20 protein-coding genes, 2 tRNA genes and 1 other annotated feature are annotated in these 21,635 nt (G+C 41.5%); of the genes, 18 read left to right on the forward strand and 4 right to left on the reverse strand.

Features of this window, described 5'->3' with window-relative positions; all coding sequences use genetic code 11:
- The 4 genes from cmk (at position 1) to rplT (ending at position 2,019) form a co-directional block, all read left to right on the forward strand.
- A complete protein-coding gene (gene cmk / locus G576_RS0109790; RefSeq protein WP_027974442.1) occupies positions 1–678 on the forward strand; it encodes a (d)CMP kinase in 678 nt (225 codons plus the stop codon).
- Positions 679–704: 26 nt separating this feature from the next.
- Positions 705–830: a sequence feature (ribosomal protein L20 leader region), on the forward strand.
- Between the two features lie 13 nt (positions 831–843).
- Positions 844–1,374, forward strand: a complete 531-nt coding sequence (gene infC, locus G576_RS0109795; protein WP_027974443.1) for a translation initiation factor IF-3 — start codon at positions 844–846, stop codon at positions 1,372–1,374.
- A 35-nt stretch (positions 1,375–1,409) separates the two neighbouring features.
- Positions 1,410–1,610: a 50S ribosomal protein L35 gene (rpmI, locus tag G576_RS0109800; protein ID WP_027974444.1), complete on the forward strand. Its 201-nt coding sequence runs from the start codon at positions 1,410–1,412 to the stop codon at positions 1,608–1,610.
- Positions 1,611–1,659: 49 nt separating this feature from the next.
- Positions 1,660–2,019, forward strand: a complete 360-nt coding sequence (gene rplT, locus G576_RS0109805; protein ID WP_027971442.1) for a 50S ribosomal protein L20 — start codon at positions 1,660–1,662, stop codon at positions 2,017–2,019.
- A 412-nt stretch (positions 2,020–2,431) separates the two neighbouring features.
- Here the strand turns inward: rplT and G576_RS0109810 are convergent, their stop codons facing one another.
- Entirely contained in the window at positions 2,432–3,058 is a 627-nt protein-coding gene (locus tag G576_RS0109810) for a Pr6Pr family membrane protein (RefSeq protein ID WP_027974445.1), read from the reverse strand.
- 142 nt (positions 3,059–3,200) lie between these two features.
- On the opposite strand from G576_RS0109810, the gene G576_RS12730 reads away from it, so the two are divergent.
- Positions 3,201–4,358: an Mbeg1-like protein gene (locus G576_RS12730; RefSeq protein WP_037618916.1), complete on the forward strand. Its 1,158-nt coding sequence runs from the start codon at positions 3,201–3,203 to the stop codon at positions 4,356–4,358.
- A gap of 297 nt (positions 4,359–4,655) precedes the next feature.
- Here G576_RS12730 and G576_RS0109820 read toward each other — a convergent pair whose 3' ends face one another.
- Positions 4,656–5,915 carry a hydroxymethylglutaryl-CoA reductase, degradative gene (locus G576_RS0109820; protein ID WP_037618917.1) on the reverse strand — a complete coding sequence of 420 codons (1,260 nt, stop codon included), beginning with the start codon at positions 5,913–5,915 and terminating at the stop codon, positions 4,656–4,658.
- Complete coding sequence (locus G576_RS0109825; protein WP_027974447.1) at positions 5,905–7,077, reverse strand: hydroxymethylglutaryl-CoA synthase; 1,173 nt, start codon at positions 7,075–7,077, stop codon at positions 5,905–5,907. The genes G576_RS0109820 and G576_RS0109825 overlap by 11 nt, the downstream gene beginning before the upstream one ends.
- Positions 7,078–7,282: 205 nt before the next feature.
- Here G576_RS0109825 and G576_RS0109830 point away from each other — a divergent pair, with 205 nt between their 5' ends.
- The 5 genes from G576_RS0109830 to yihA all read left to right on the forward strand — a co-directional run bounded on the left by G576_RS0109830 (position 7,283) and on the right by yihA (position 10,744).
- Entirely contained in the window at positions 7,283–8,122 is an 840-nt protein-coding gene (locus tag G576_RS0109830; RefSeq protein ID WP_027974448.1) for a thymidylate synthase, read from the forward strand.
- Positions 8,123–8,204: 82 nt separating this feature from the next.
- A complete protein-coding gene (locus tag G576_RS0109835; RefSeq protein WP_027974449.1) occupies positions 8,205–8,714 on the forward strand; it encodes a dihydrofolate reductase in 510 nt (169 codons plus the stop codon).
- Positions 8,714–8,884 (forward strand): hypothetical protein, encoded by a 171-nt coding sequence (locus G576_RS13640; protein ID WP_027974450.1) that lies wholly within the window; start codon positions 8,714–8,716, stop codon positions 8,882–8,884. Before G576_RS0109835 ends, G576_RS13640 begins: the two co-directional genes overlap by 1 nt.
- Positions 8,885–8,904: 20 nt before the next feature.
- Positions 8,905–10,134: an ATP-dependent Clp protease ATP-binding subunit ClpX gene (clpX, locus tag G576_RS0109845; protein ID WP_027974451.1), complete on the forward strand. Its 1,230-nt coding sequence runs from the start codon at positions 8,905–8,907 to the stop codon at positions 10,132–10,134.
- 10 nt (positions 10,135–10,144) lie between these two features.
- The gene (gene yihA, locus G576_RS0109850; protein ID WP_027974452.1) at positions 10,145–10,744 is read left to right on the forward strand and encodes a ribosome biogenesis GTP-binding protein YihA/YsxC; all 600 of its coding nucleotides are present in this window, start codon (positions 10,145–10,147) and stop codon (positions 10,742–10,744) included.
- 121 nt (positions 10,745–10,865) lie between these two features.
- Here the strand turns inward: yihA and G576_RS0109855 are convergent, their stop codons facing one another.
- Positions 10,866–11,558 (reverse strand): XRE family transcriptional regulator, encoded by a 693-nt coding sequence (locus G576_RS0109855; RefSeq protein ID WP_156875147.1) that lies wholly within the window; start codon positions 11,556–11,558, stop codon positions 10,866–10,868.
- A gap of 157 nt (positions 11,559–11,715) precedes the next feature.
- Here G576_RS0109855 and parE point away from each other — a divergent pair, with 157 nt between their 5' ends.
- From parE to G576_RS0109900, 8 genes are all read left to right on the forward strand, one after another.
- A complete protein-coding gene (gene parE / locus G576_RS0109860; RefSeq protein ID WP_027974454.1) occupies positions 11,716–13,665 on the forward strand; it encodes a DNA topoisomerase IV subunit B in 1,950 nt (649 codons plus the stop codon).
- 794 nt (positions 13,666–14,459) lie between these two features.
- Entirely contained in the window at positions 14,460–16,913 is a 2,454-nt protein-coding gene (gene parC, locus G576_RS0109865) for a DNA topoisomerase IV subunit A (protein WP_027974455.1), read from the forward strand.
- Positions 16,914–17,188: 275 nt separating this feature from the next.
- Complete coding sequence (locus G576_RS0109875) at positions 17,189–18,595, forward strand: DUF4767 domain-containing protein (protein WP_027974456.1); 1,407 nt, start codon at positions 17,189–17,191, stop codon at positions 18,593–18,595.
- Between the two features lie 41 nt (positions 18,596–18,636).
- Positions 18,637–19,815: a hypothetical protein gene (locus G576_RS13045; RefSeq protein ID WP_156875139.1), complete on the forward strand. Its 1,179-nt coding sequence runs from the start codon at positions 18,637–18,639 to the stop codon at positions 19,813–19,815.
- Positions 19,816–19,898: 83 nt separating this feature from the next.
- Positions 19,899–20,945, forward strand: a complete 1,047-nt coding sequence (locus G576_RS0109885) for a branched-chain amino acid aminotransferase (protein ID WP_281168666.1) — start codon at positions 19,899–19,901, stop codon at positions 20,943–20,945.
- 79 nt (positions 20,946–21,024) lie between these two features.
- Positions 21,025–21,255, forward strand: coding sequence for a DUF2969 domain-containing protein (locus tag G576_RS0109890; protein ID WP_027974458.1), 231 nt, complete (start codon positions 21,025–21,027; stop codon positions 21,253–21,255).
- 59 nt (positions 21,256–21,314) lie between these two features.
- A tRNA-Tyr gene (locus tag G576_RS0109895) sits at positions 21,315–21,395 on the forward strand.
- A gap of 144 nt (positions 21,396–21,539) precedes the next feature.
- Positions 21,540–21,611: transfer RNA gene (locus G576_RS0109900), tRNA-Gln, on the forward strand.
- Positions 21,612–21,635: the final 24 nt, after the last annotated feature.

Raw genomic sequence — 21,635 nt, forward strand, 5'->3', positions numbered from 1 at the left:
ATGAAAGATATTAGAATTGCTATTGACGGCCCAGCTTCTAGTGGAAAATCCACGGTAGCTAAGATTATTGCAAAAGATTTGGGCTATACTTATTTGGATACAGGTGCGATGTACCGCTGTGCAACCTATCTAGCCCTAAAAAATGACCTAAAAGAAGAAAATGTCGCAGAGATTTTAGCGCAGTTAGACGAACATCCCATTTCATTTGGTAGAGACGGGAAAGGCAATCAGTTGGTTTTTCTTGGCGATGTTGATGTCAGTCTTGCTATTCGCCAAAATGACATTACTAATAATGTTTCTTGGGTATCAGCTTTACCAGAGATACGTGAGGAGCTAGTGGCTCAGCAACGTCGAATCGCTAGTAGTGGCGCTATTATCATGGATGGTCGTGATATTGGAACAGTGGTGCTTCCAGATGCTGAGTTGAAAATTTTCTTAGTTGCTTCTGTTGATGAAAGGGCAGAGCGTCGCTATAAGGAAAATCTTGAAAAGGGTATTCCGACGACTCTTGAAACCTTGAAAGAAGAAATAGCTGCGCGTGATTACAAGGATAGCCATAGGAAGGTATCACCACTGAAAGCAGCTGACGACGCCATCACTTTTGATACAACGGGTGTGTCTATCGAGGGTGTTGTCAACTTTATTAAAGAAAAAGCAAATAAAATGATTGACAAGTGATTGGGTTTCTGTTATCATAGTAACAATGAGAAAAGCAGAAGTGAGAACTTCTCGCCTTGCGACTTAGGTTGTCTGGCCCAACATGTCAAATTCTACTGGGTAGAAATTATGTGTGCGGGCTTGATTTGTCAAGTCCGCTTTGTTTTTCTCTAAAAAAATGAAGAGGTGAAGATCATAGCTAAAAAAGATCTATTCATCAACGACGAAATTCGTGTTCGCGAAGTTCGTTTGGTTGGTCTTGAAGGTGAACAATTAGGTATCAAGCCCTTGTCAGAAGCGCAAGCCATTGCCGATCAGGCAAATGTTGACTTGGTTCTTATCCAGCCACAAGCGACACCACCTGTTGCCAAAATTATGGACTATGGGAAGTTCAAGTTTGAGTATCAGAAGAAACAAAAAGAACAACGTAAAAAGCAAAGCGTTGTGACTGTCAAGGAAGTGCGTCTTAGCCCGGTTATTGACAAAGGTGACTTTGAGACAAAACTCCGTAACGGTCGTAAATTCCTTGAAAAAGGTAATAAAGTTAAGGTTTCTATCCGATTCAAAGGACGTATGATTACCCATAAAGAAATTGGGGCAAAAGTGTTGGCTGATTTTGCTGAAGCAACGCAAGACATTGCCATTATTGAGCAACGCGCTAAAATGGATGGACGCCAAATGTTCATGCAACTTGCACCAATCCCTGACAAGAAGTAACTTGTCGTTGAAATTATTTTAAGGAGAATTTTAAAATGCCAAAACAAAAAACACACCGTGCATCAGCTAAACGCTTCAAACGTACAGGTTCTGGTGGACTTAAACGTTTCCGTGCTTTCACGTCACACCGTTTCCATGGTAAAACGAAAAAGCAACGTCGTCACTTGCGTAAAGCAGGCATGGTACATGCTGGTGACTTCAAACGTATCAAAGCAATGCTTACTCAAATGCGTTAATCGCTACAAGCATTCAATCACTTACTGAATTATTTGGAGGAAAATATAAATGGCACGTGTTAAAGGTGGCGTTGTATCACGCAAACGTCGTAAACGTATTCTTAAATTAGCTAAAGGTTACTATGGAGCAAAACACATCTTGTTCCGTACAGCAAAAGAGCAAGTAATGAACTCTTACTACTATGCATATCGTGACCGTCGTCAGAAAAAACGTGATTTCCGTAAACTTTGGATTTCTCGTATCAATGCGGCAGCTCGTATGAACGGTTTGTCATACTCACAATTGATGCATGGTTTGAAATTAGCTGAAATCGAAGTGAACCGTAAAATGCTCGCTGACTTGGCAGTAAACGATGCAGCAGCTTTCACAGCTCTTGCAGATGCTGCTAAAGCAAAACTTGGGAAATAATCATTAAGAAGAACTGAGTTGACTCGGTTCTTCAGATTGAAGAGGTTAGGACAAAGGTTCTAGCCTCTTTTTTAACTCCCTTATCTTTGAACAGTATAAGCTACTTGTGTCAAGTCGATAAGATAAGGCTGATTTTGGTTTCTGACTCACTCACTTTTCAGTCCGTAGCCAAATAATCCGAACCTTTTCTTATTGTGGAACTGATATCCACCAACAATAAATTGTTGATTGTATCCTATGTGGTCTATTAGAGACCAATAAACTGGAGATGAAACGAAAAACTTTGCCCCAATCACGATAGTATTACAAAGTGTTCTAGAATGGTTAGTAGAAAATAAGGTCCCTCCCATTTTCTTTGAAAGCATAGAGTGTATCAAAGTATAATAAAAACCAGCTTAGAGCTGGCAATGTTCTATGTTCTCTGCCCGACAAATCTTTTGATAAGGACTAAGAGGTATCCAACAAACAGGTAGGCGATTGCAATGACCAGTGCATTTGTAATCACTCTGGTCAGTCCGAATTTATTGACGTTAATAAAGAAGTAGGCGTAAGGACTATTAGTAGCTCCTGGAATTGGGAGTTTTAAGACCATACCGTTGAAAATGGCTAGCGCAAAGTAGGCTATTGGAAAACTTGTCCATGGGATAGGGTCGGAAAGTTTATAAGTATTTTTTTTATCCAAGAACAAAGTATCTAAAATCAGTCCGAGTGGTGCGATATAATGAACCAAGAAGTTACGGATGTTCCAGTAATCTTGAGGATCGGTCACAAGCGGTGCTAATAGGAAGTGGTAGATGATAAACGTAATGGCAATAGCCATAGTTACTCCACCTTTGAGTCTAAGCAAGGTTGGAAATTGATTGGTAGTGCCAACTTTTTGTTCCCAAAAAATCAAGAAAAAAAGGGTGACAAAGACAAGAATGTTTGAAAGGACAGTGTAGTAGAGTAGCATATTCCAACCATCTTGGCTGATTTGCATGGTAACGCCCGTCAGCCCGCAAAGGGCAATGATAAGGCGATAGAGCTGTGTTTTTGACATAATTTTAAATCGTTTAAACAGTCAGTGATTGAACTGTCATTACCTTTCTTTGATATTCAAACTGTTTTATATTATATCACTTTTTTTCTTGACTGGCGACTGAAAAATCGGTAAAATCAAGAGATTAAGTAAAGGAGAAATCATGTCAACAATTAGTGATTATGTCAGGTCTGTTGCCGAATTGGACTTTCAGCAGTTGTCTTTGAATGAGTTGGATATTGTCTGTCTCAATGAGTTGGCCTATTTACCTTTTGGTGAGCATCTGGAAGTGGATTGCACCGTTCAGTTTGCTGATATTCGCCAAAGATTCGAGGAGGTAAAGGCAGATATTAAGACGGATTTTATAGTAACCAAGGAGAGGATTGAGCTATTTGATTTGATGCTTAATAGCCACCGCTTTTCGGATTTGGAGCTATCCCACTATGTAAATGACATTAATTCGGAGTTTGAGAAGCAGTTTGCGGCAGCTGTTTTCTGTCTGCCATCAATTAACTATTGGCAGGTAGCTTTTCGCGGGACTGATGATACGTTGATTGGGTGGAAAGAGGATTTCAAACTTACCTACCTGAGCGAGATTCCAGCTCAGCGTTCGGCGGTAATGTATCTTCGGGATTTTTTGGAGAAGGCAGAGCATCCAGTATATGTAACGGGTCACTCAAAAGGTGGTAATTTAGCTGTTTATGCGGCTAGCTTTCAGGAACCAGAACTTCAGCAAAAAATCAAAGCAATCTATATGCTTGATGCTCCTGGCTTTAGCACCGCTTTTTTTCAAAAGGAAGGCTATCAAAATATTAGGAGCAAATTAGTGGTCATCAAGCCTAAGGAATCCATTGTGGGGGTCATGTTGAAGCTAGATGTGACTGCACTTGTCGTTGATGCCAATCAATTTGGGGTGATGCAACATGCGGTTACTACTTGGAAAGTCTCGGAAAAGGGGAATTTTATTGCTGGCCAACAAACGGATCTTAGTAAAAGGCTGGATAAAACCTTTGATCAGTGGATATCTGAGTTGAGTAAGTCTGAGTTGAAGTTGATTGTTGATTTGCTTTTTGACACCTTGATTGACGCTGGAATCACAAGTTTGAATGATCTAGGCACTAGAGAGTTTGGTCTAAAACTCTTATCAGCTCTGGCTGCTATGAAACAGTTGAATAAGAGCCAGCAAACTCTACTCCAAAAATCACTTTGGAATCTGATTGCTGCTTTTGCTCAAAATAGTAAACCTGAGTTCAAACCTAGTCGGCATGTCGATGAGCTTCTGAAAAAATTTAATTTAAAAGAATCTGAGACAAAAGTTTAATCTCAAGTTAAAAAAAGGCGAACACGACTAGTTTTCTGATGCTCAGAGCATACCTCAGAAATCAGCAGTATTCGTCTTCTATGTTTAAGTAATCTGTTTGCAGAGTTAGTGATGAGGAATCTTAAGACTCAGGCTGAAGGCATGCTTTCTGAAGAATGGGAAAATTGAAATATATGTTGTGATTTTAACTAAAGCATACTCTTAAAAATGTTGATTTGATACCATTTTTAAGAGTTTTTTTTGTAAAGATAAAAAGGTTGAAGAAAATGGGCTTTTCTTCAACCTGACTTGTTTTAATCAGTGGCGTAATTGGGCTAAGAGTTGCTGGGCAGTTTCTTGATTTCGATGTTTTTCTTTGAGGAGTTTTGGGAGGAGCTGGGTAACTTCAGCTTCGTTTGCTCCAGCTAGCAGGAGGAGAGATTTGGCTTGTAGTTTCATGTGGCCTGCTTGAATACCAGTTCCAGTCAGAGCTTTTAAAGCTGCAAAGTTTTGAGCCAGACCAAGTGATGCGATGACTCCTGCCAGTTCTTTTGCATTTGGATTTCCCAATAACTCATGAGCTACTTGAACGGTTGGATTGAGTCCAATCGAGCCTCCCTTGGTGGCGATTGGCATGGGCAGGGTTAATTCACCAACTATCTGTTGATTTTCTAGGTCATAGGTCCAAGTTGAAAGACCACGGTAAGAGCCTTGTTGATTAGCATAGGAGTGTCCAGCAGCCTCGATGGCGCGCCAGTCGTTACCAGTGGCAAGTACCACGGCGTCGATACCGTTGAAAATGCCCTTATTATGGGTGGCAGCACGGTAGATATCAACTTGCGCTAACTGGCTAGCCAGTTCCATCTTTTGGGCTAGTTGCTGAGCTTCGGTTTTATCGCGGCTGAGATAGCGTACCTCCACGCGACAGGTGGCGGTCACTAAACTTTCAGTGGCGTAGTTGGACAAAATTGCCATAAGGCTTTGACCACCAGAAAGCTCCTCGAGTTCTGGCACCAGAGCTTCTAGCATTGTATTGAGCATATTAGCCCCCATAGCTTCTTTGGTGTCCACGGACAGGTAGGTGACGAGAAAATCTTCTTTTTCCTCCAGCCAGAGGTCACAGGCACCTCCGCCTCGCTTGACGATAGAAGGATGAGCATCATTGGCTTGGGACAATAGCTGTGATTTGTGAGATAAAATAGCTTGTTCGGCCATTTTTTTATCTGGAACATTATAAAGAGCGACCTGCCCAATCATAAGACGATTGTGGACAGTGGTCGTGAAGCCTCCAGAACGTTTGATGAGCTTGGCAGCAAAGCTAGCTGCCGCGACAACGGATGGCTCCTCAGTCACCATAGGGATATGATAGGTCTTGCCATTAATAAGAAAATCGGGTGCCAGAGCAAAAGGCAGTGAGAAAGTTCCTAGCAAGTGCTCCGCCATCTGATCAGCAGTTTGGATGGGAAGTTGCTGATTTTGGGTGAGGAAAACTTGCTTGTCTTGGGACAAGAGAGAGGACACTAATTCTTGCCGTTCTTTAGGTGTTTTTTTGGAAAATCCAGTCCAGTTAATCTTCATTTTTTGTGTATATCCGTTGGTGTTCTTGAATATGGCTGAGGCGGAAGGCGCCAGCCTTGTAGAGGTCAAAATTTGCTGAACCGTTTTGATCCAAGTCAGCTTCTTGATAGAAAAGTTTTTCGTAATCAGCTACGGAAAGCGGAATCCGCTTTTCTAAATCAGCCGTACGGAAAGATTTTAGCATGTCCTTGTAGCCTTCCACCAAACCTACTGAGAAAATCTCAGAAACAGCGCCAGAACCATAGGAAAAGAGAGCAATCTTATCTCCAGCCTTGATATTAGTGCTGTTTTCTAGAAGTGATAGGAGTCCAAGGTAGAGAGAACCGGTATAGATATTGCCAACTTTACGGTTGTAGGCAATCGAGTGTTCGAAATTACCTAAAAGCTGGGCTTTGTTGACTTCTGGAAGATCCTTTGTCATCACTTTGTTGAGGCCCTTGAGGGCTAGTTTTGGAAATGGTAGGTGCAGGCAGAAAGCTGCAAAATCAGTCAAATCAGTCTGGTTGCGCTTTTGATATTCAGACCAAGTTGTTTTCAAACTATCCAAATATTGCTTTGTGGAGAAAATTCCATTGACAAAAGGGGTGCTTGAATAGTTGGGACGCCAAAAGTCCATAACATCTCTGGTTTGCGCCACATTATCGTCATTGAAGACCAAAATGCGAGGATTTGAGGTAATCAACATAGCCACCGCGCCAGCACCTTGTGTCGATTCACCAGCAGATCCGATACCGTACCGTGCAATGTCAGATGCGACCACTAAAACCTTGCTGTCAGGTCGTGTAGCCACATGGAGTTTAGCGTAGTTGAGAGCTGCCGTTGCTGCATAACAAGCCTCTTTCATTTCAATAGAGCGCGCAAACGGTTGAATCCCTAAAAGGCTGTGTACGTAAACACTGGCAGCTTTTGACTGGTCGATTCCAGATTCGGTAGCTACAATGACCATATCAATAGCTTCTTTATCTTGCTCAGTTAGGATTTCTTGACTAGCTGAGGCTGCCAAGGTCACGACGTCTTCTGAGATAGGGGTAATGCTGAGGGCGTCCAACATGAGACCTATCGAAAATTTCTCAGGTTCGGACCCGCGAGCATTAGCCAAATCGGCCATGTTGAGGACATATTGCGAGGTCGCAAAACCTATTTTATCAATTCCAATACTCATCTTTCTTTCTCCGATACTCATCGTTTTATTTTTAGGATATCTTAGTTTATTAAGTTTATTAAACGTTTTTACCGTTCTTCATTTTATCATATTTTAGGAAAAAAGCCTCAGACTTGAGACCAATTTTTTCGTTGGATTTTTAGGGGGATTTTCGGTAAAATAACAGAGCAATAAAGTTTAAAAGAATAAGGAAATTGGGCTAGAAATGACAAAAGCAGATGGCATTTTTAAAGAAAATATCAGAAAAATCTTGGAAGAAGGAGTTTGGTCAGAACAAGCCAGACCAAAGTATAAGGATGGGACAACTGCTAATTCTAAATACATTACGGGATCCTTTGCTGAGTATGACTTGAGCAAGGGAGAATTTCCCATTACTACCCTTCGTCCGATCGCAATCAAGTCTGCGATTAAAGAGGTGCTTTGGATTTACCAAGACCAGTCAAATAGCCTGGATCTTCTTGAAGAAAAGTACAATGTCCATTATTGGAATGACTGGGAGGTTGAAGGTAGCCGTACGATTGGTCAGCGTTATGGTGCGGTGGTCAAAAAGCATGATATTATGACTAAAATTCTCAAACAGCTAGAAGATAATCCTTGGAACCGTCGTAATGTCATTTCCCTCTGGGATTACGAAGCTTTTGAGCAAACAGCAGGATTGCTACCTTGCGCCTTTCAAACAATGTTTGATGTTCGTCGTGTTGATGGTGATATTTACTTAGATGCAACGCTGACGCAACGCTCAAACGACATGCTAGTGGCTCATCACATTAATGCTATGCAATACGTGGCTTTGCAGATGATGATTGCCAAGCATTTTGGCTGGAAAGTTGGAAAATTTTTCTACTTCATCAACAATCTCCACATCTATGACAATCAGTTTGACAATGCAGAAGAATTGTTGCGCCGTGAGCCGTCCGACTGCCAACCTCACTTGGTTTTAAATGTTCCTGATGGGACAGATTTCTTTGATATTAAGGCTGAGGATTTTGAATTAGTAAATTATGAACCAGTAAAACCGCAGTTGAAATTTGATTTGGCAATTTAAGATGGTGGCTGACAGACACTCATTTTACTGTTCAAGCTAGCAAAATCCTGCAATTTTAGCGCTTTTTTGGTAAACTAGACTTATGACAAAAGAGAAAAAAATTATTGCCATCTGGGCTCAGGCTGAAAATGGCATCATTGGAAAAAATCAGACCATGCCTTGGCATTTGCCCGCTGAGTTTAAGCATTTTAAAGAGACAACGATGGGGCAAGCTATATTGATGGGGCGGGTCACTTTTGATGGTATGAACCGCCGCATTTTACCGGGACGTGAGATCTTGATTTTGACACGTGATATGGATTTTGAAGTTGAGGGCGTCATTGTTGTACACTCAGTAGAGGAAGCCCTGGCTTGGTTTGAACAAAACGATAAAAACCTCTATATCGCTGGTGGATCTGCTATTTACAAGGCTTTTGAACAGCACTATGATAGCTTGATACAAACAATGATTCATGCTAAATTTGAGGGAGATACTAGCTTCCCAGAACTAGACATGACACGCTTTATCCCAAGGGCAGAAAAAAAGGTGAGTCGGGATGAGAAAAATGCTTATGACTTCACCGTCACGATTTTTGAAAAGGAGGAAAGATAGTGCAACGTAGCCTTTTTGGTGTCTTTACCGCCTGTCTTTGCGTCACTTGCATCTTGGCCATCATGCCTGCGCTTCGCAAAAAACGATATGGCTTAGCCATTTTTTTCCTGCTTAACGCTTTTACCAACCTTGTCAACAGCATTCACGCCTTTTACGGCACCCTATTTTAAACATTTAGAAAGTAAATATCATGGCCTCAAATCGACAAATGGATCACAGAGTATATTGTTCCTTCTGTGGTAAAAATCAAGAAGAAGTCCGCAAAATTATCGCTGGTAATGGCGTTTTTATCTGTAATGAGTGTGTGGAACTCTCCCAAGAAATCATTCGCGAAGAGTTAGCAGAAGAAGTTCTGGCTGATTTATCTGAAGTACCAAAGCCAAAAGAACTTCTAGAGATTCTAAACAGTTATGTCATCGGTCAAGACCGTGCAAAACGTGCACTTGCAGTTGCGGTTTATAACCACTACAAACGCATCAGTTTTACGGAAAGTCGCAATGATGACGATGTGGATTTGCAAAAATCTAACATCCTTATGATTGGTCCGACGGGTTCTGGGAAGACCTTCCTAGCTCAAACCTTAGCAAAAAGCCTTAATGTTCCTTTTGCTATCGCCGATGCGACTTCGCTGACCGAGGCAGGTTATGTGGGTGAGGATGTAGAAAATATTCTACTCAAGCTTATTCAGGCCGCTGATTACAATATCGAGCGTGCTGAGCGTGGGATTATCTACGTGGATGAGATTGATAAAATTGCCAAAAAAGGTGAAAATGTCTCCATTACTCGTGATGTTTCTGGCGAAGGGGTTCAGCAAGCTCTGTTGAAAATCATTGAGGGAACTGTAGCCAGCGTACCGCCACAAGGTGGTCGTAAACATCCAAACCAAGAGATGATTCAGATTGATACAAAAAATATTCTCTTTATCGTTGGCGGTGCTTTTGATGGAATCGAAGATATCGTAAAGCAACGCATGGGTGAAAAAATTATCGGTTTTGGGCAAAATAATAAAAAAATTGATGATGATGCCTCTTATATGCAGGAAATTATTGCTGAGGACATTCAAAAATTCGGTTTGATTCCTGAGTTTATTGGACGTTTACCTGTTGTTGCAGCGCTTGAACAGCTGACAGTTGATGATTTAGTGAAAATTTTGACTGAACCTAAAAATGCTCTGGTTAAACAATATAAGACCCTACTTTCTTACGACGGTGTTGATTTGGAATTTGATCAAGAAGCGCTTGAAAGCATTGCTGCTAAGGCTATCGAGCGCAAAACTGGGGCGCGTGGATTGCGTTCCATTATCGAGGAAACCATGTTAGATGTCATGTTTGAGATTCCAAGTCAAGAGGAAGTGACCAGCGTACGTATTACCAAGGAGGCTGTTGAAGGTAAGGCCAATCCTATCTTGGAAACAGCTTGAGGGGGACGTAATGGCAGAAGAAACCTTTTTAAATACCCATAACGCCTCGATTCTTTTAAGCGCAGCCAATAAGTCACACTATCCTCAAGATGACTTGCCAGAAATTGCTTTGGCTGGTCGTTCTAATGTTGGAAAATCTAGTTTTATCAACTGCCTTCTGGGGCGAAAAAATTTAGCTAGAACCTCCAGCAAACCGGGGAAAACGCAGTTGCTCAACTTTTTCAACATTGATGACAAGCTCCGCTTTGTCGATGTACCAGGATATGGCTACGCCAAAGTTTCAAAAACAGAACGTGCTAAGTGGGGTAAAATGATTGAAGAATATTTGACCAGTCGTGACAATTTGCGTGCGGTGGTCAGTCTGGTAGATATGCGTCATGATCCCTCAACAGATGATGTCCAGATGTATGAATTTCTCAAGTATTACGAGATTCCAGTCATAGTTGTAGCTACCAAAGCAGACAAAATTCCTCGTGGTAAGTGGAACAAGCATGAGTCTGCTATCAAAAAGAAACTGAATTTTGATAAAGAAGATAGTTTTATCATCTTTTCATCAGAGACTCGTCAAGGTTACGACGAGGCATGGGATGCGATTCTGGACCATCTATAGGGAAAGAATTTTAGAAAAATCTTAAAATAGTAAAAAGCCTAAAATCAAAATCTTGATTTTAGGCTTTTTATGTAAATAGTCTTTAGGTTTTAGTTCAACGTTTTATTTTGCCTTCCCTTATCTATGCTTCCATAGGCATGAAGTGGCCAACGATTTTTCCAATAATGCGAGGTTCTTCCTTGTAAGGGGCGAATTTATCTTTGTATTTTGGATTGAGTGAGACCAGACGAAGCCCATTGGGTTCACGGTAGACTTTCTTGATATAGGTTTGTCCATCCCAATCCACAGCATAGACAGCTCCGTCGTAATCAAATCCTGTTTGCTTGATGAGGGCAACTTCTCCATTGAGATAGACAGGATTCATGCTGTCACCAAAAATCCAAGAGGCAAAGTCGTGATCCAGTTCTTCCTCGTAAAAGACAGAGTCATAGTTACCATCGTTATAGTAGGAGAACCCCCCACCCGCTGATAATTTTTCATAGACCTTGTATTCAAAGCGGGGCTTAGCAAGACGTGTTTGCTCGTCTAATTGCTCCTTGGCAAAGTCAATGACTTTCTCCTGACGGTCATTTTCCAGTCGTGAAAAGACGGTTTCTAATTGAGGGGACAGGTCTTTCTGACCGTAGAGAATATAGTCAGTTGTAGTATCCAGGAGTTCTGCTAGTTTACTCAAATGTCGTCCTCTTGGCAATGTTTTTCCTGATTCCCACTTGGAGATAGTGCTATCTGATTTGTAGCCCAGCTGACTAGCAAGTTCTGCCTGCTCAAATCCTGCTTTTACTCGTAACACTTTTAAGCGCTCTGCTATTTCCAAAGACATAAAATCCCTCCATTACTCCTTTTAACATAGTCTAACATGTAGTTGAAAATAAATCAAGTTAATTGAAAAAAAGTCAATAAAAGAAATTTTATTTTGCAAAATAGAACAAAAATCGGTAGAATAATAGGGATGAAAAATTTTGGAGGCTATTTTGGCTAAAAAAGAAATTAACGTAAACAATTACAATGACGACGCCATTCAGGTGCTAGAAGGGTTAGATGCGGTTCGTAAGCGTCCAGGCATGTATATTGGATCAACCGATAGCACAGGGCTTCATCACTTGGTTTGGGAGATTGTTGACAATGCGGTCGATGAGGCTCTTTCAGGTTTTGGGGACAAGATTGATGTGACCCTGAATGCAGATGGTTCTGTTAGCGTGGCGGATAGCGGGCGTGGCATGCCAGTTGGTATGCATGCAACTGGAAAGCCGACGGTCGAAGTAATTTTTACTGTTCTTCATGCTGGCGGTAAGTTCGGTCAGGGGGGCTACAAGACCTCTGGGGGTCTGCACGGAGTAGGTTCTTCGGTTGTCAATGCCTTGTCACGCTGGCTAGAAGTCGAGATTATACGTGATGGTGCTGCCTATCGTCAGCGTTTTGAAAATGGTGGAGTTCCTGTCACGACTTTGAAAAAAGTTAGGACAGCACCCAAGTCCAAATCTGGAACAAAGGTCACCTTTATGCCAGATAACAGTATTTTTTCAACGATCGATTTTAAGTTTAATACCATTTCCGAGCGTCTGAAAGAATCAGCATTCTTATTAAAAAATGTCACCATGACCTTGACGGACAAGCGTGGCGATGAAGACATTTTTGAAGAATTTCACTATGAAAATGGGGTAATGGACTTTGTTGAGTACCTCAATGAAGATAAGGAATTGCTGACACCCGTTATCTATTTTGAGGGGCAAGACCAAGGTTTCCAAATCGAGATTGCCATGCAGTACAACGATGGCTATTCGGACAATATCTTATCCTTTGTCAATAATGTCCGCACCAAGGATGGCGGTACCCATGAGACAGGTCTCAAGACTGCCATCACCAAGGCCATGAATGACTATGCTCGTAAAACAGGGCTTTTAAAAGACAAGGATAAAAACTTGGAAGGCTCAGACTACCGAGAGGGCCTATCAGCTGTTCTCTCAATCCTTGTTCCTGAGGAGCACTTACAGTTTGAAGGGCAAACCAAGGATAAGCTAGGCTCGCCACTTGCCAGACCTGTGGTGGATGGCATTGTTTCTGAGAAATTAACCTTTTTCCTTCTTGAAAATGGTGAGTTAGCAGGCAATTTAATTCGCAAAGCTATTAAGGCAAGAGATGCCAGAGAAGCCGCTCGTAAAGCGCGTGATGAATCCCGAAATGGTAAGAAAAACAAGAAAGATAAGGGGCTTTTATCAGGAAAACTGACCCCAGCTCAGTCTAAAAATCCTAAGAAAAATGAACTCTACCTGGTCGAAGGAGACTCCGCAGGAGGTTCTGCTAAGCAAGGCCGTGACCGCAAGTTTCAGGCTATTTTGCCATTACGAGGCAAGGTGCTTAATACCGAAAAAGCCAAGATGAGCGACATCCTCAAAAATGAAGAAATCAATACCATGATTTATACCATTGGTGCTGGTGTAGGTGCAGACTTTAGCTTAGATGACATCAACTATGATAAGATTATCATCATGACCGATGCCGATACCGATGGTGCCCACATTCAGACTCTGCTCCTCACCTTCTTTTACCGCTATATGCGTCCCTTGGTAGAAGCAGGCCACGTTTATATCGCCCTTCCTCCACTTTATAAGATGTCTAAGGGCAAAGGCAAAGCAGAAAAGATTGCCTACGCCTGGACAGATGGTGAGTTAGAAGATCTGCGCCGTGATTTTGGCAAAGGAGCCATTCTCCAACGCTACAAGGGGTTGGGTGAAATGAACGCAGACCAGCTCTGGGAGACCACCATGAATCCAGAAACTCGTACCCTTATCCGTGTTGCCATTGATGACCTAGCGCGTGCAGAACGCCGAGTCTCTGTCCTCATGGGTGACAAACCAGCCCCACGCCGCCAATGGATTGAGGATAATGTGAAGTTTACCCTTGAGGAGAATACGGTGTTTTAACTCGCTAGCTAGAAATAAAAGGAAATCTTTCTATTTCTAGCAGGGTAAGTCCTATCCTGGACTTACCTAAGCGCCTTACTAGCCCGAAAGCAAAATAATAACGATTTTGCTTTCTCGCGTCGTAGGAGAAATTGTGAAAATTTTTGAGTTTGATTATTGGGTTAGTAAAGTAATGATATGATGAAATATCAAGTTAATAAATTTAATAATGAGAAAACCCAAATAGACTTTTTTATAGAGGAGATCCGTAAGTATGAAAAATAAAGGATAAGCGACTTTTTCAAACGATTGTTGGTAGCTTTGAAATTAGCATTGTTCAAATTTCCCTTTATAACTCTAAAATTAGTACTCAAACAAATGTGTTAGCTATTTGTTTAGTAATTTTTCTGATCATTAGTGGACTACTTACAAAGAACACAAAAAAGTGACTATAAAAAACGAAGAAACCAGCATGACATTTAGCGCCTAATATTGCTATACTCCGATGTAACTTGAAAAAAATACTCCCAAGCAAGCTCCGTCATTGCGAACGCAGTGAGCGCAAAACGATAGTTCCTCGCAATAGTGGAAGGTTGAGCAGCCTAGAGCTGCTCAACTCAGAACTCTTGAGACTCTAAGCTCAAGAGTTAGTCAGTGAAATTCAGTTTGATGTTGGACTTGATTTTTCCCCGATAGCCTTAGGCTAACGGAAGAGAGAATCTTAGACCTCCACAAACTTAGCTCACGACGTCCGCACTATTTAAGAGGACTACCAAAGAGACAAAAAGAAAATTTGACAAAAAAGGATAATTACAATGTCCAATATTCAAAACATGTCCCTTGAGGACATCATGGGAGAGCGCTTTGGTCGCTACTCCAAATACATCATTCAGGAGCGTGCGCTGCCTGATATTCGTGACGGGCTCAAGCCCGTTCAGCGTCGCATTCTTTATTCCATGAATAAAGATGGTAATACTTTTGAAAAAGGCTATCGCAAATCAGCCAAATCGGTTGGTAATATCATGGGGAATTTCCATCCGCATGGTGATAGCTCTATTTATGATGCCATGGTCCGTATGTCTCAGGACTGGAAAAATCGTGAGATTTTGGTCGAAATGCACGGAAACAACGGCTCTATGGACGGGGATCCACCAGCTGCTATGCGTTATACGGAGGCACGTCTGTCTGAAATGGCAGGCTACCTTCTCCAAGACATAGACAAAAAAACGGTTCCTTGGGCTTGGAACTTTGATGATACTGAGAAAGAGCCGACCGTTCTACCAGCTGCCTTTCCAAATCTCTTAGTCAATGGTGCCACTGGTATCTCAGCAGGTTATGCTACAGATATTCCACCACACAATCTAGCAGAGGTCATTGATGCGGTTGTCTATATGATTGATCATCCATCTGCCAAGCTTGATAAACTCATGGAGTTTCTGCCTGGACCAGATTTTCCGACTGGAGGCATTATCCAAGGAGCTGATGAAATCCGTAAGGCTTACGAAACTGGTAAAGGTCGCGTAGTTGTTCGTTCCCGTACAGAGATTGAAAAACTCAAGGGTGGTAAAGAACAAATCATCATTTCCGAAATCCCTTACGAGATTAACAAGTCTGTCTTAGTCAAGAAAATTGACGACGTTCGCGTCAATAACAAGGTGCCAGGAATTGCAGAGGTTCGTGATGAGTCGGACCGTACGGGGCTCCGTATTGCCATTGAGCTCAAAAAGGATGCCGATGCTCAGGTCATTCTCAACTACCTGCTCAAGTACACGGATCTTCAGGTCAACTACAACTTCAACATGGTAGCGATTGACAACTTCACACCGCGTCAGGTAGGCCTGCAGAAAATTCTATCAAGCTACATCGCCCACCGCCGTGAGGTTATTGTTGCCCGTTCGATTTTTGATAAGGAAAAAGCAGAGCGCCGTCTCCATATCGTGGAGGGACTGATTCGAGTTATCTCGATTTTAGACGAGGTCATTGCCCTTATCCGTGCTTCCGAGAACAAGGCTGACGCCAAGGAAAATCTCAAAGTCAGTTATGAGTTTTCAGAAGAACAAGCTGAAGCCATCGTGACCCTACAACTCTACCGCCTGACAAACACTGACATTGTGACCTTGGAAAATGAAGAAGCAGAACTTCGTGAGAAAATTGCTATGCTAGCTGCTATCATCGGCGATGAACGCACCATGTACAATGTTATGAAACGTGAACTCCGTGAAATCAAAAAACTCTTTGGGAACCCACGTCGTTCAGAACTTCAAGCAACAACTCAAACTATTGAAATTGATACAGCAAGCCTTATCGTTGAAGAGGATACTTTTGTTAGTATCACGCGTGGTGGCTACATTAAGCGTACTAGCCCCCGTTCCTTTAACGCATCCTCTCTAGACGAAATCGGAAAACGAGATGAAGACGAGCTGATCTTCTACAGTCAGGCAAAAACAACGCAGCACTTGCTGATTTTTACCAATCAAGGTAATGTGATTTACCGACCTGTCCATGAGCTGGCAGACATTCGTTGGAAGGATATAGGTGAACATCTCTCTCAAACTTTGACTAATTTTGCTACTGATGAAGAAGTTCTCTACGCTGAACTTGTCAATGATTTTGAGTCTGGTATTTACTTTGCCGTGACAAAATATGGACAAATCAAGCGCGTGGAGCGCAAGGAATTTACTCCTTGGCGCACTTATAAGTCCAAGTCGGTCAAGTTTGCTAAAGTCAAAGATGCTAGCGACAGCATTGTAACCGTATCGCCAATTTTGCTAGATGACGTCATGCTAATCACTCACAGTGGCTATGCCCTGCGATTCTCCATCGAGGAAGTACCGGTCATTGGGGCGAAAGCAGCAGGAGTTAAAGCTATCAACCTCAAGGGTGATGACGTTATTCAATCAGCTTTTATCGCCAATACGGATTCATTCTACCTTCTGACCCAACGTGGTAGCCTCAAGCGTGTGGCAACAGGTGACATTCCGCAAACGAAGCGAGCTGGCCGTGGTCTTCAAGTTCTCCGCGAACTCAAGGCTAAGCCTCACCGTGTCTTTACGGCAGGTCCAGTCTTGACAGATCAGGGTGATTTTGACCTCTTTAGCACGGCAAATGAAGATGAAACGACTAGTCAAGTGCTTCATGTACAGTCCAAAACTGGCAAACTTTATGAAGTCGATGTGACCCAAATCAGCCTGTCTGAACGGACTAGCAACGGTAGCTTTATTTCAGATACCATTTCTGATGAGGAAGTTCAATCTGCCTGGGTGAAATAGGAGAAGCAAGTGAAGAAGAAATGCCTTGTACTCCTGATTCTGACAGCAGTCCTGATTTTGACATTGCTTGCCATGAATCTCTTTCCTGCTTTTGAGGAATGGCTTCACCAGCTGATTGGTTGGTATTAACAAATGAAGAAATCAACCCGCTCAGGTGGGTTTTTCTATTACATAATTTATTTAAGCATTTTCTGTAAAATGATATAATTAGAATGTATCGTTGAATTATCATCGTTTGATTTATATAATTTTTAAAATTTTATAGAGGTGAGAATATGAAAAGACTTGTTCCGTTTTTGGTTTTGCTACTGATCTGTCTTACAGCTTGTCAACCAAAAAAGACTGATAGTGTAGAAGATACAGCTATTAGCACTTCATACATTGATAGTTCAGACAAATTATATGGAAAATGGCAGAAGAATTTTAGATATGCATTTGTAGCATCGGATACTTCCACTTTGATGATGGCAGGTTTTTCTTTGGAGGGCAATCAAGAGGTTCAACTCTATCGTTCAGGTAGTGAGTTGATGGCTTGGAATCAAGGAAAGATTGTACGAGGGACCTTTAGACTAAAATCCTATGATAAAAAGGAAACTGTTGAAACGTATTTGATTTTGGATGCAAAAACGACAACTGGTACGGAACCAGAAAGGATAAAAGTTTTACCAGATTTAGTTGTGCAAATTGATGTTTCTGAAGCAGAATTACAAAAAGCAGATCCTGAGCGTAAAGGGGATGAGAAAACTACTTTTTATGCCTATCAGACAAGAGATGGGATTTTGGTGCTGACAAATGGTAAGACAGACGAAGACTTGCAGGTCTTCATAGCTTCCAATGATGCTGTACAAACATCATCTTCAGTTTTCCCAGATACTATGCTAGGGACGTGGTATGGTTGGGAACCTAGCTCACAAACTACTTTTGCTAGAACGTTTTATGAGGACGGTCGTGTGGAGAAGAGGGGATCGAATGGACGAATCGATGTTGCCTATGTGAAGAGAATGGTCCCAATAGAAACGATTCCACATCTTTACCATTATATTTTAGATACCGATAAAGAAAATAGCATCTTTGCAGTGTATGATGGTTTCGGCGATATATTTACCCCTAAAGTTGAATATGGAATATTTGTGCATCCAGAAGGGAAATTCCTCAATTCGATTGTATGGGGATTAAAAGAAGATGAAGAGTTTAATTATCGTCCAGACCCTAGTTTTTTCCAAGGATATGTTCAACATTCCTATAGTATGATAAGAAATAAGGAACAACTATTAACAAGTGATTTGAATAATGGATTGATGCACCTTTGGAGTCGCAATCAGCCCCAAGAACTTGCAACTTTTATGGCGAGTTTTGGAGAGAGAATGGGGCAAAGTCCTTATAACTTGATACATCAAAGTGAACATATTTTATACAACGAGAATCAATTAGAAGTAAGTTACAATTTGTTGATACCCAAAGATTATACAATCGTAGCTACTTATGAGTATATTATTGATCAATCTACCGTTCATCGTTATTATTTTGCTATACGAGAAGACCAAACTGCAACCGTTCTGTACACTAATGTCAGAGATGCGTCATTATATTATGTAAAAACCACAGAAAACCAAGAATTATTGCAAGGATTTTCTGAAATTGTGAATCTACCAATCAGTTCGGAACGGTTAGTGGAACAGTAGTATCAGGTTATTGTAGAGGTGTTACAAAAATGGAGGTAAATTTGAAAAAGCTAAATCTATTGCTGGCTGCAGTTGTTTGTTTGCTCCACGCAGGATGTCAAAAACAACAGGTCACAGTAGAAAATGTGGCTGAAGGGACAGCCACAACAGAAAAAAATAACTCTGCTTGGCAGGGGCGTTATCGACAGGTTAGTAGTCATAGCAGTTTGAATCTTGTAGAGATAAAAAATAATGCTGAATTTGTTGCAATAGATGGTTCAGGAGAAGAAGTTCAGGGAAGTTGGAAAAGTCAAAAATACGATTCGGATAAAAAAGTTACCAGTTTGAATATACTAGCTCCAAGTGATGCAACAATCTATCAAACACTTCCAGAAGTAATGGTAACATTTTCAATCAAGGGACAGGATATGATTTTCTATGGATTTCAGACAGAATTCGGACAGCGTATCCTTACCAGTGGCGGAAAGAATCCAATTGTTTTTAAGGACGAAGAATCATTCCCTGAAGAAAATGATGAAGATATATTCCCAGAAGGATTGATTGGTTCGTGGACGGGGATACATCCTCTAACGCATTCGGGATGGTCATTGATTTTTGAAGAAGATGGAGGAATACGGAACACTTTTTATGTGAATGGAGAGCGATTTCATGCCATTTCCATGTATGAAGTCCGACAAAATTTTTATGTTTTTGAAAACGAGAGAGGAGATCATATTAATTTTGGTATTGCTAATATCGGAGGCACAGGAATAGTATATGATTTTGGATTATACATTGATCCAGACTATAGTTTCATCCAACCATTTTACATAACAGCTGATATAAATGAATCCTTTGATTACGATAAAATAGATATAGATTCCCAATCTTCGATGAATCTATATCCAGGAGATAGGATTTTATTGGGGAAATCAGCGGTGGTTTATATTCCAAAGGTCGATACTAAGAATTTAACACAAGGACAATTAGAAAATTGGGTTTTAGCTTCTTATGCACTTTCTATGCACTCAACAGCCTCATATTATAGAGACATGGGCTGGCATGTTGTAGTAAACAAAGCGGAAGATGGGCTGGTCTATGCTAGCCTTATAGACGAAACTCAAGAGGAAGTTTGGCTTTATCGAGTGAATGCTATGGGAGAATTGGAGTCACATGGAGCTGTAGCGAGTGGAGAGAGAGGAAGTACCTGGTTTAGTCTCGGAAAAGTCTATTATGAATAACATTTCATAGGATTCTAAAATTTTCAGAAAATTCCATTATTTCCTTGTAGATTTCTTTAAAAAAAGCTATAATAAGAGAATCAATTGTAAAGAAGGATGACACTATGACAGTAACAATCGACTGGGAAAACCTTGGTTTTTCTTATATGAAACTACCTTACCGCTTCATCGCTCATTTCAAAAACGGCCAGTGGTCTGAGGGGCAGCTGACAGAAGATGCGGAACTGCACATTTCAGAAAGCTCACCAGCTCTTCACTATGGCCAGCAAGCTTTTGAAGGCCTCAAGGCCTATCGCACCAAGGAGGGAAAACTACAGCTCTTTCGTCCAGACCAAAACGCTGAGCGCCTGCAACGAACAGCTGACCGCTTGCTCATGGAGCCTGTACCGACTGACCTTTTCATCAAGGCTTGTAAAGAGGTGGTCAAAGCCAACGCGGACTACGTTCCTCCCTATGGAACTGGTGGCACGCTCTATCTCCGCCCACTCCTGATTGGCGTCGGCGACATCATCGGCGTAAAACCAGCAGATGAGTATATTTTTACTGTTTTTGCCATGCCTGTGGGAAATTATTTTAAAGGTGGCCTTGCACCGACCAACTTCTTAATTCAAGATGAGTATGACCGTGCTGCTCCGAATGGAACAGGTGCTGCTAAGGTTGGAGGAAACTATGCGGCATCGCTCTTACCGGGCCAATATGCCAAAAAGCAGGGCTTCTCTGATGTCATCTACCTAGACCCAGCTACCCACACCAAGATTGAAGAAGTAGGGTCTGCAAATTTCTTTGGTATCACAGTCAATAACGAGTTTGTCACACCGATTTCGCCATCAATCTTGCCGTCCATTACCAAGTATTCTCTCTTGTACTTGGCAGAGCATCGTCTGGGGATGAAGGCAGTGGAACGAGAAGTTCTTGTCGAAGAATTAGACCAGTTTGTCGAAGCTGGAGCCTGCGGAACAGCGGCGGTTATCTCACCGATTGGAGGAGTAAAGCACGGCGATGATTTCCATGTTTTTTATAGCGAAACTGAAGTGGGACCAATTACTCGAAAACTCTATGACGAACTGACGGGCATTCAGTTTGGAGACAAGGAAGCCCCAGAAGGCTGGATTGTTCCAGTCGATTTGTAGAAAAAATTAAAGGCTTGCGCTTGCAAGCTTTTTAGCTTTTCGGTAAAATAAAATGAATGACTGAAGAAGGAAAGTTAACATGAGCAAAAAAGATAAAAAAATTGAAATTCAGATTACAGACGCTAAGGTAGAGGTAAACGGAACTAAAGTCGACGGATACCAACTTAATATTTCTAAAAAGTTGATTGGTGAAATTGCTGAGCTTGATGACCGCTTTGCCTTGGTTAAAAATGGTAAAGTTGATAGCTTTTTCAAAAATATAGATCAGGCTGTCGAAAAAATTATTGAAAATTACAATTTAAACCATTGATTTTCAAATAAAACACTTGATTTTTATAAGGAACTGTGGTAAACTATTCCTTGTGTTTTGGAAAGATAGCGAAGAGGCTAAACGCGGCGGACTGTAAATCCGCTCCTTCGGGTTCGGGGGTTCGAATCCCTCTCTTTCCATATAACAGGATACAAAGGACGTTAAAAATTCGTACGAAAATAGGAAACTGATGCAGTGTGCTAAACACACAAGGAAGTTTATCATTTTCACTAGGATTTTAGTCCGTGTTCATCTTTGCATTTTTGTTTTTCTGTTACACATCTTGGGGTATAGCCAAGCGGTAAGGCAAGGGACTTTGACTCCCTCATGCGTTGGTTCGAATCCAGCTACCCCAGTCATGGTAAGCTCTTGCGAGTGAC

It is taken from the genome of Streptococcus porci DSM 23759, from assembly GCF_000423765.1.
Classification (GTDB): Bacteria; Bacillota; Bacilli; order Lactobacillales; family Streptococcaceae; genus Streptococcus; species Streptococcus porci.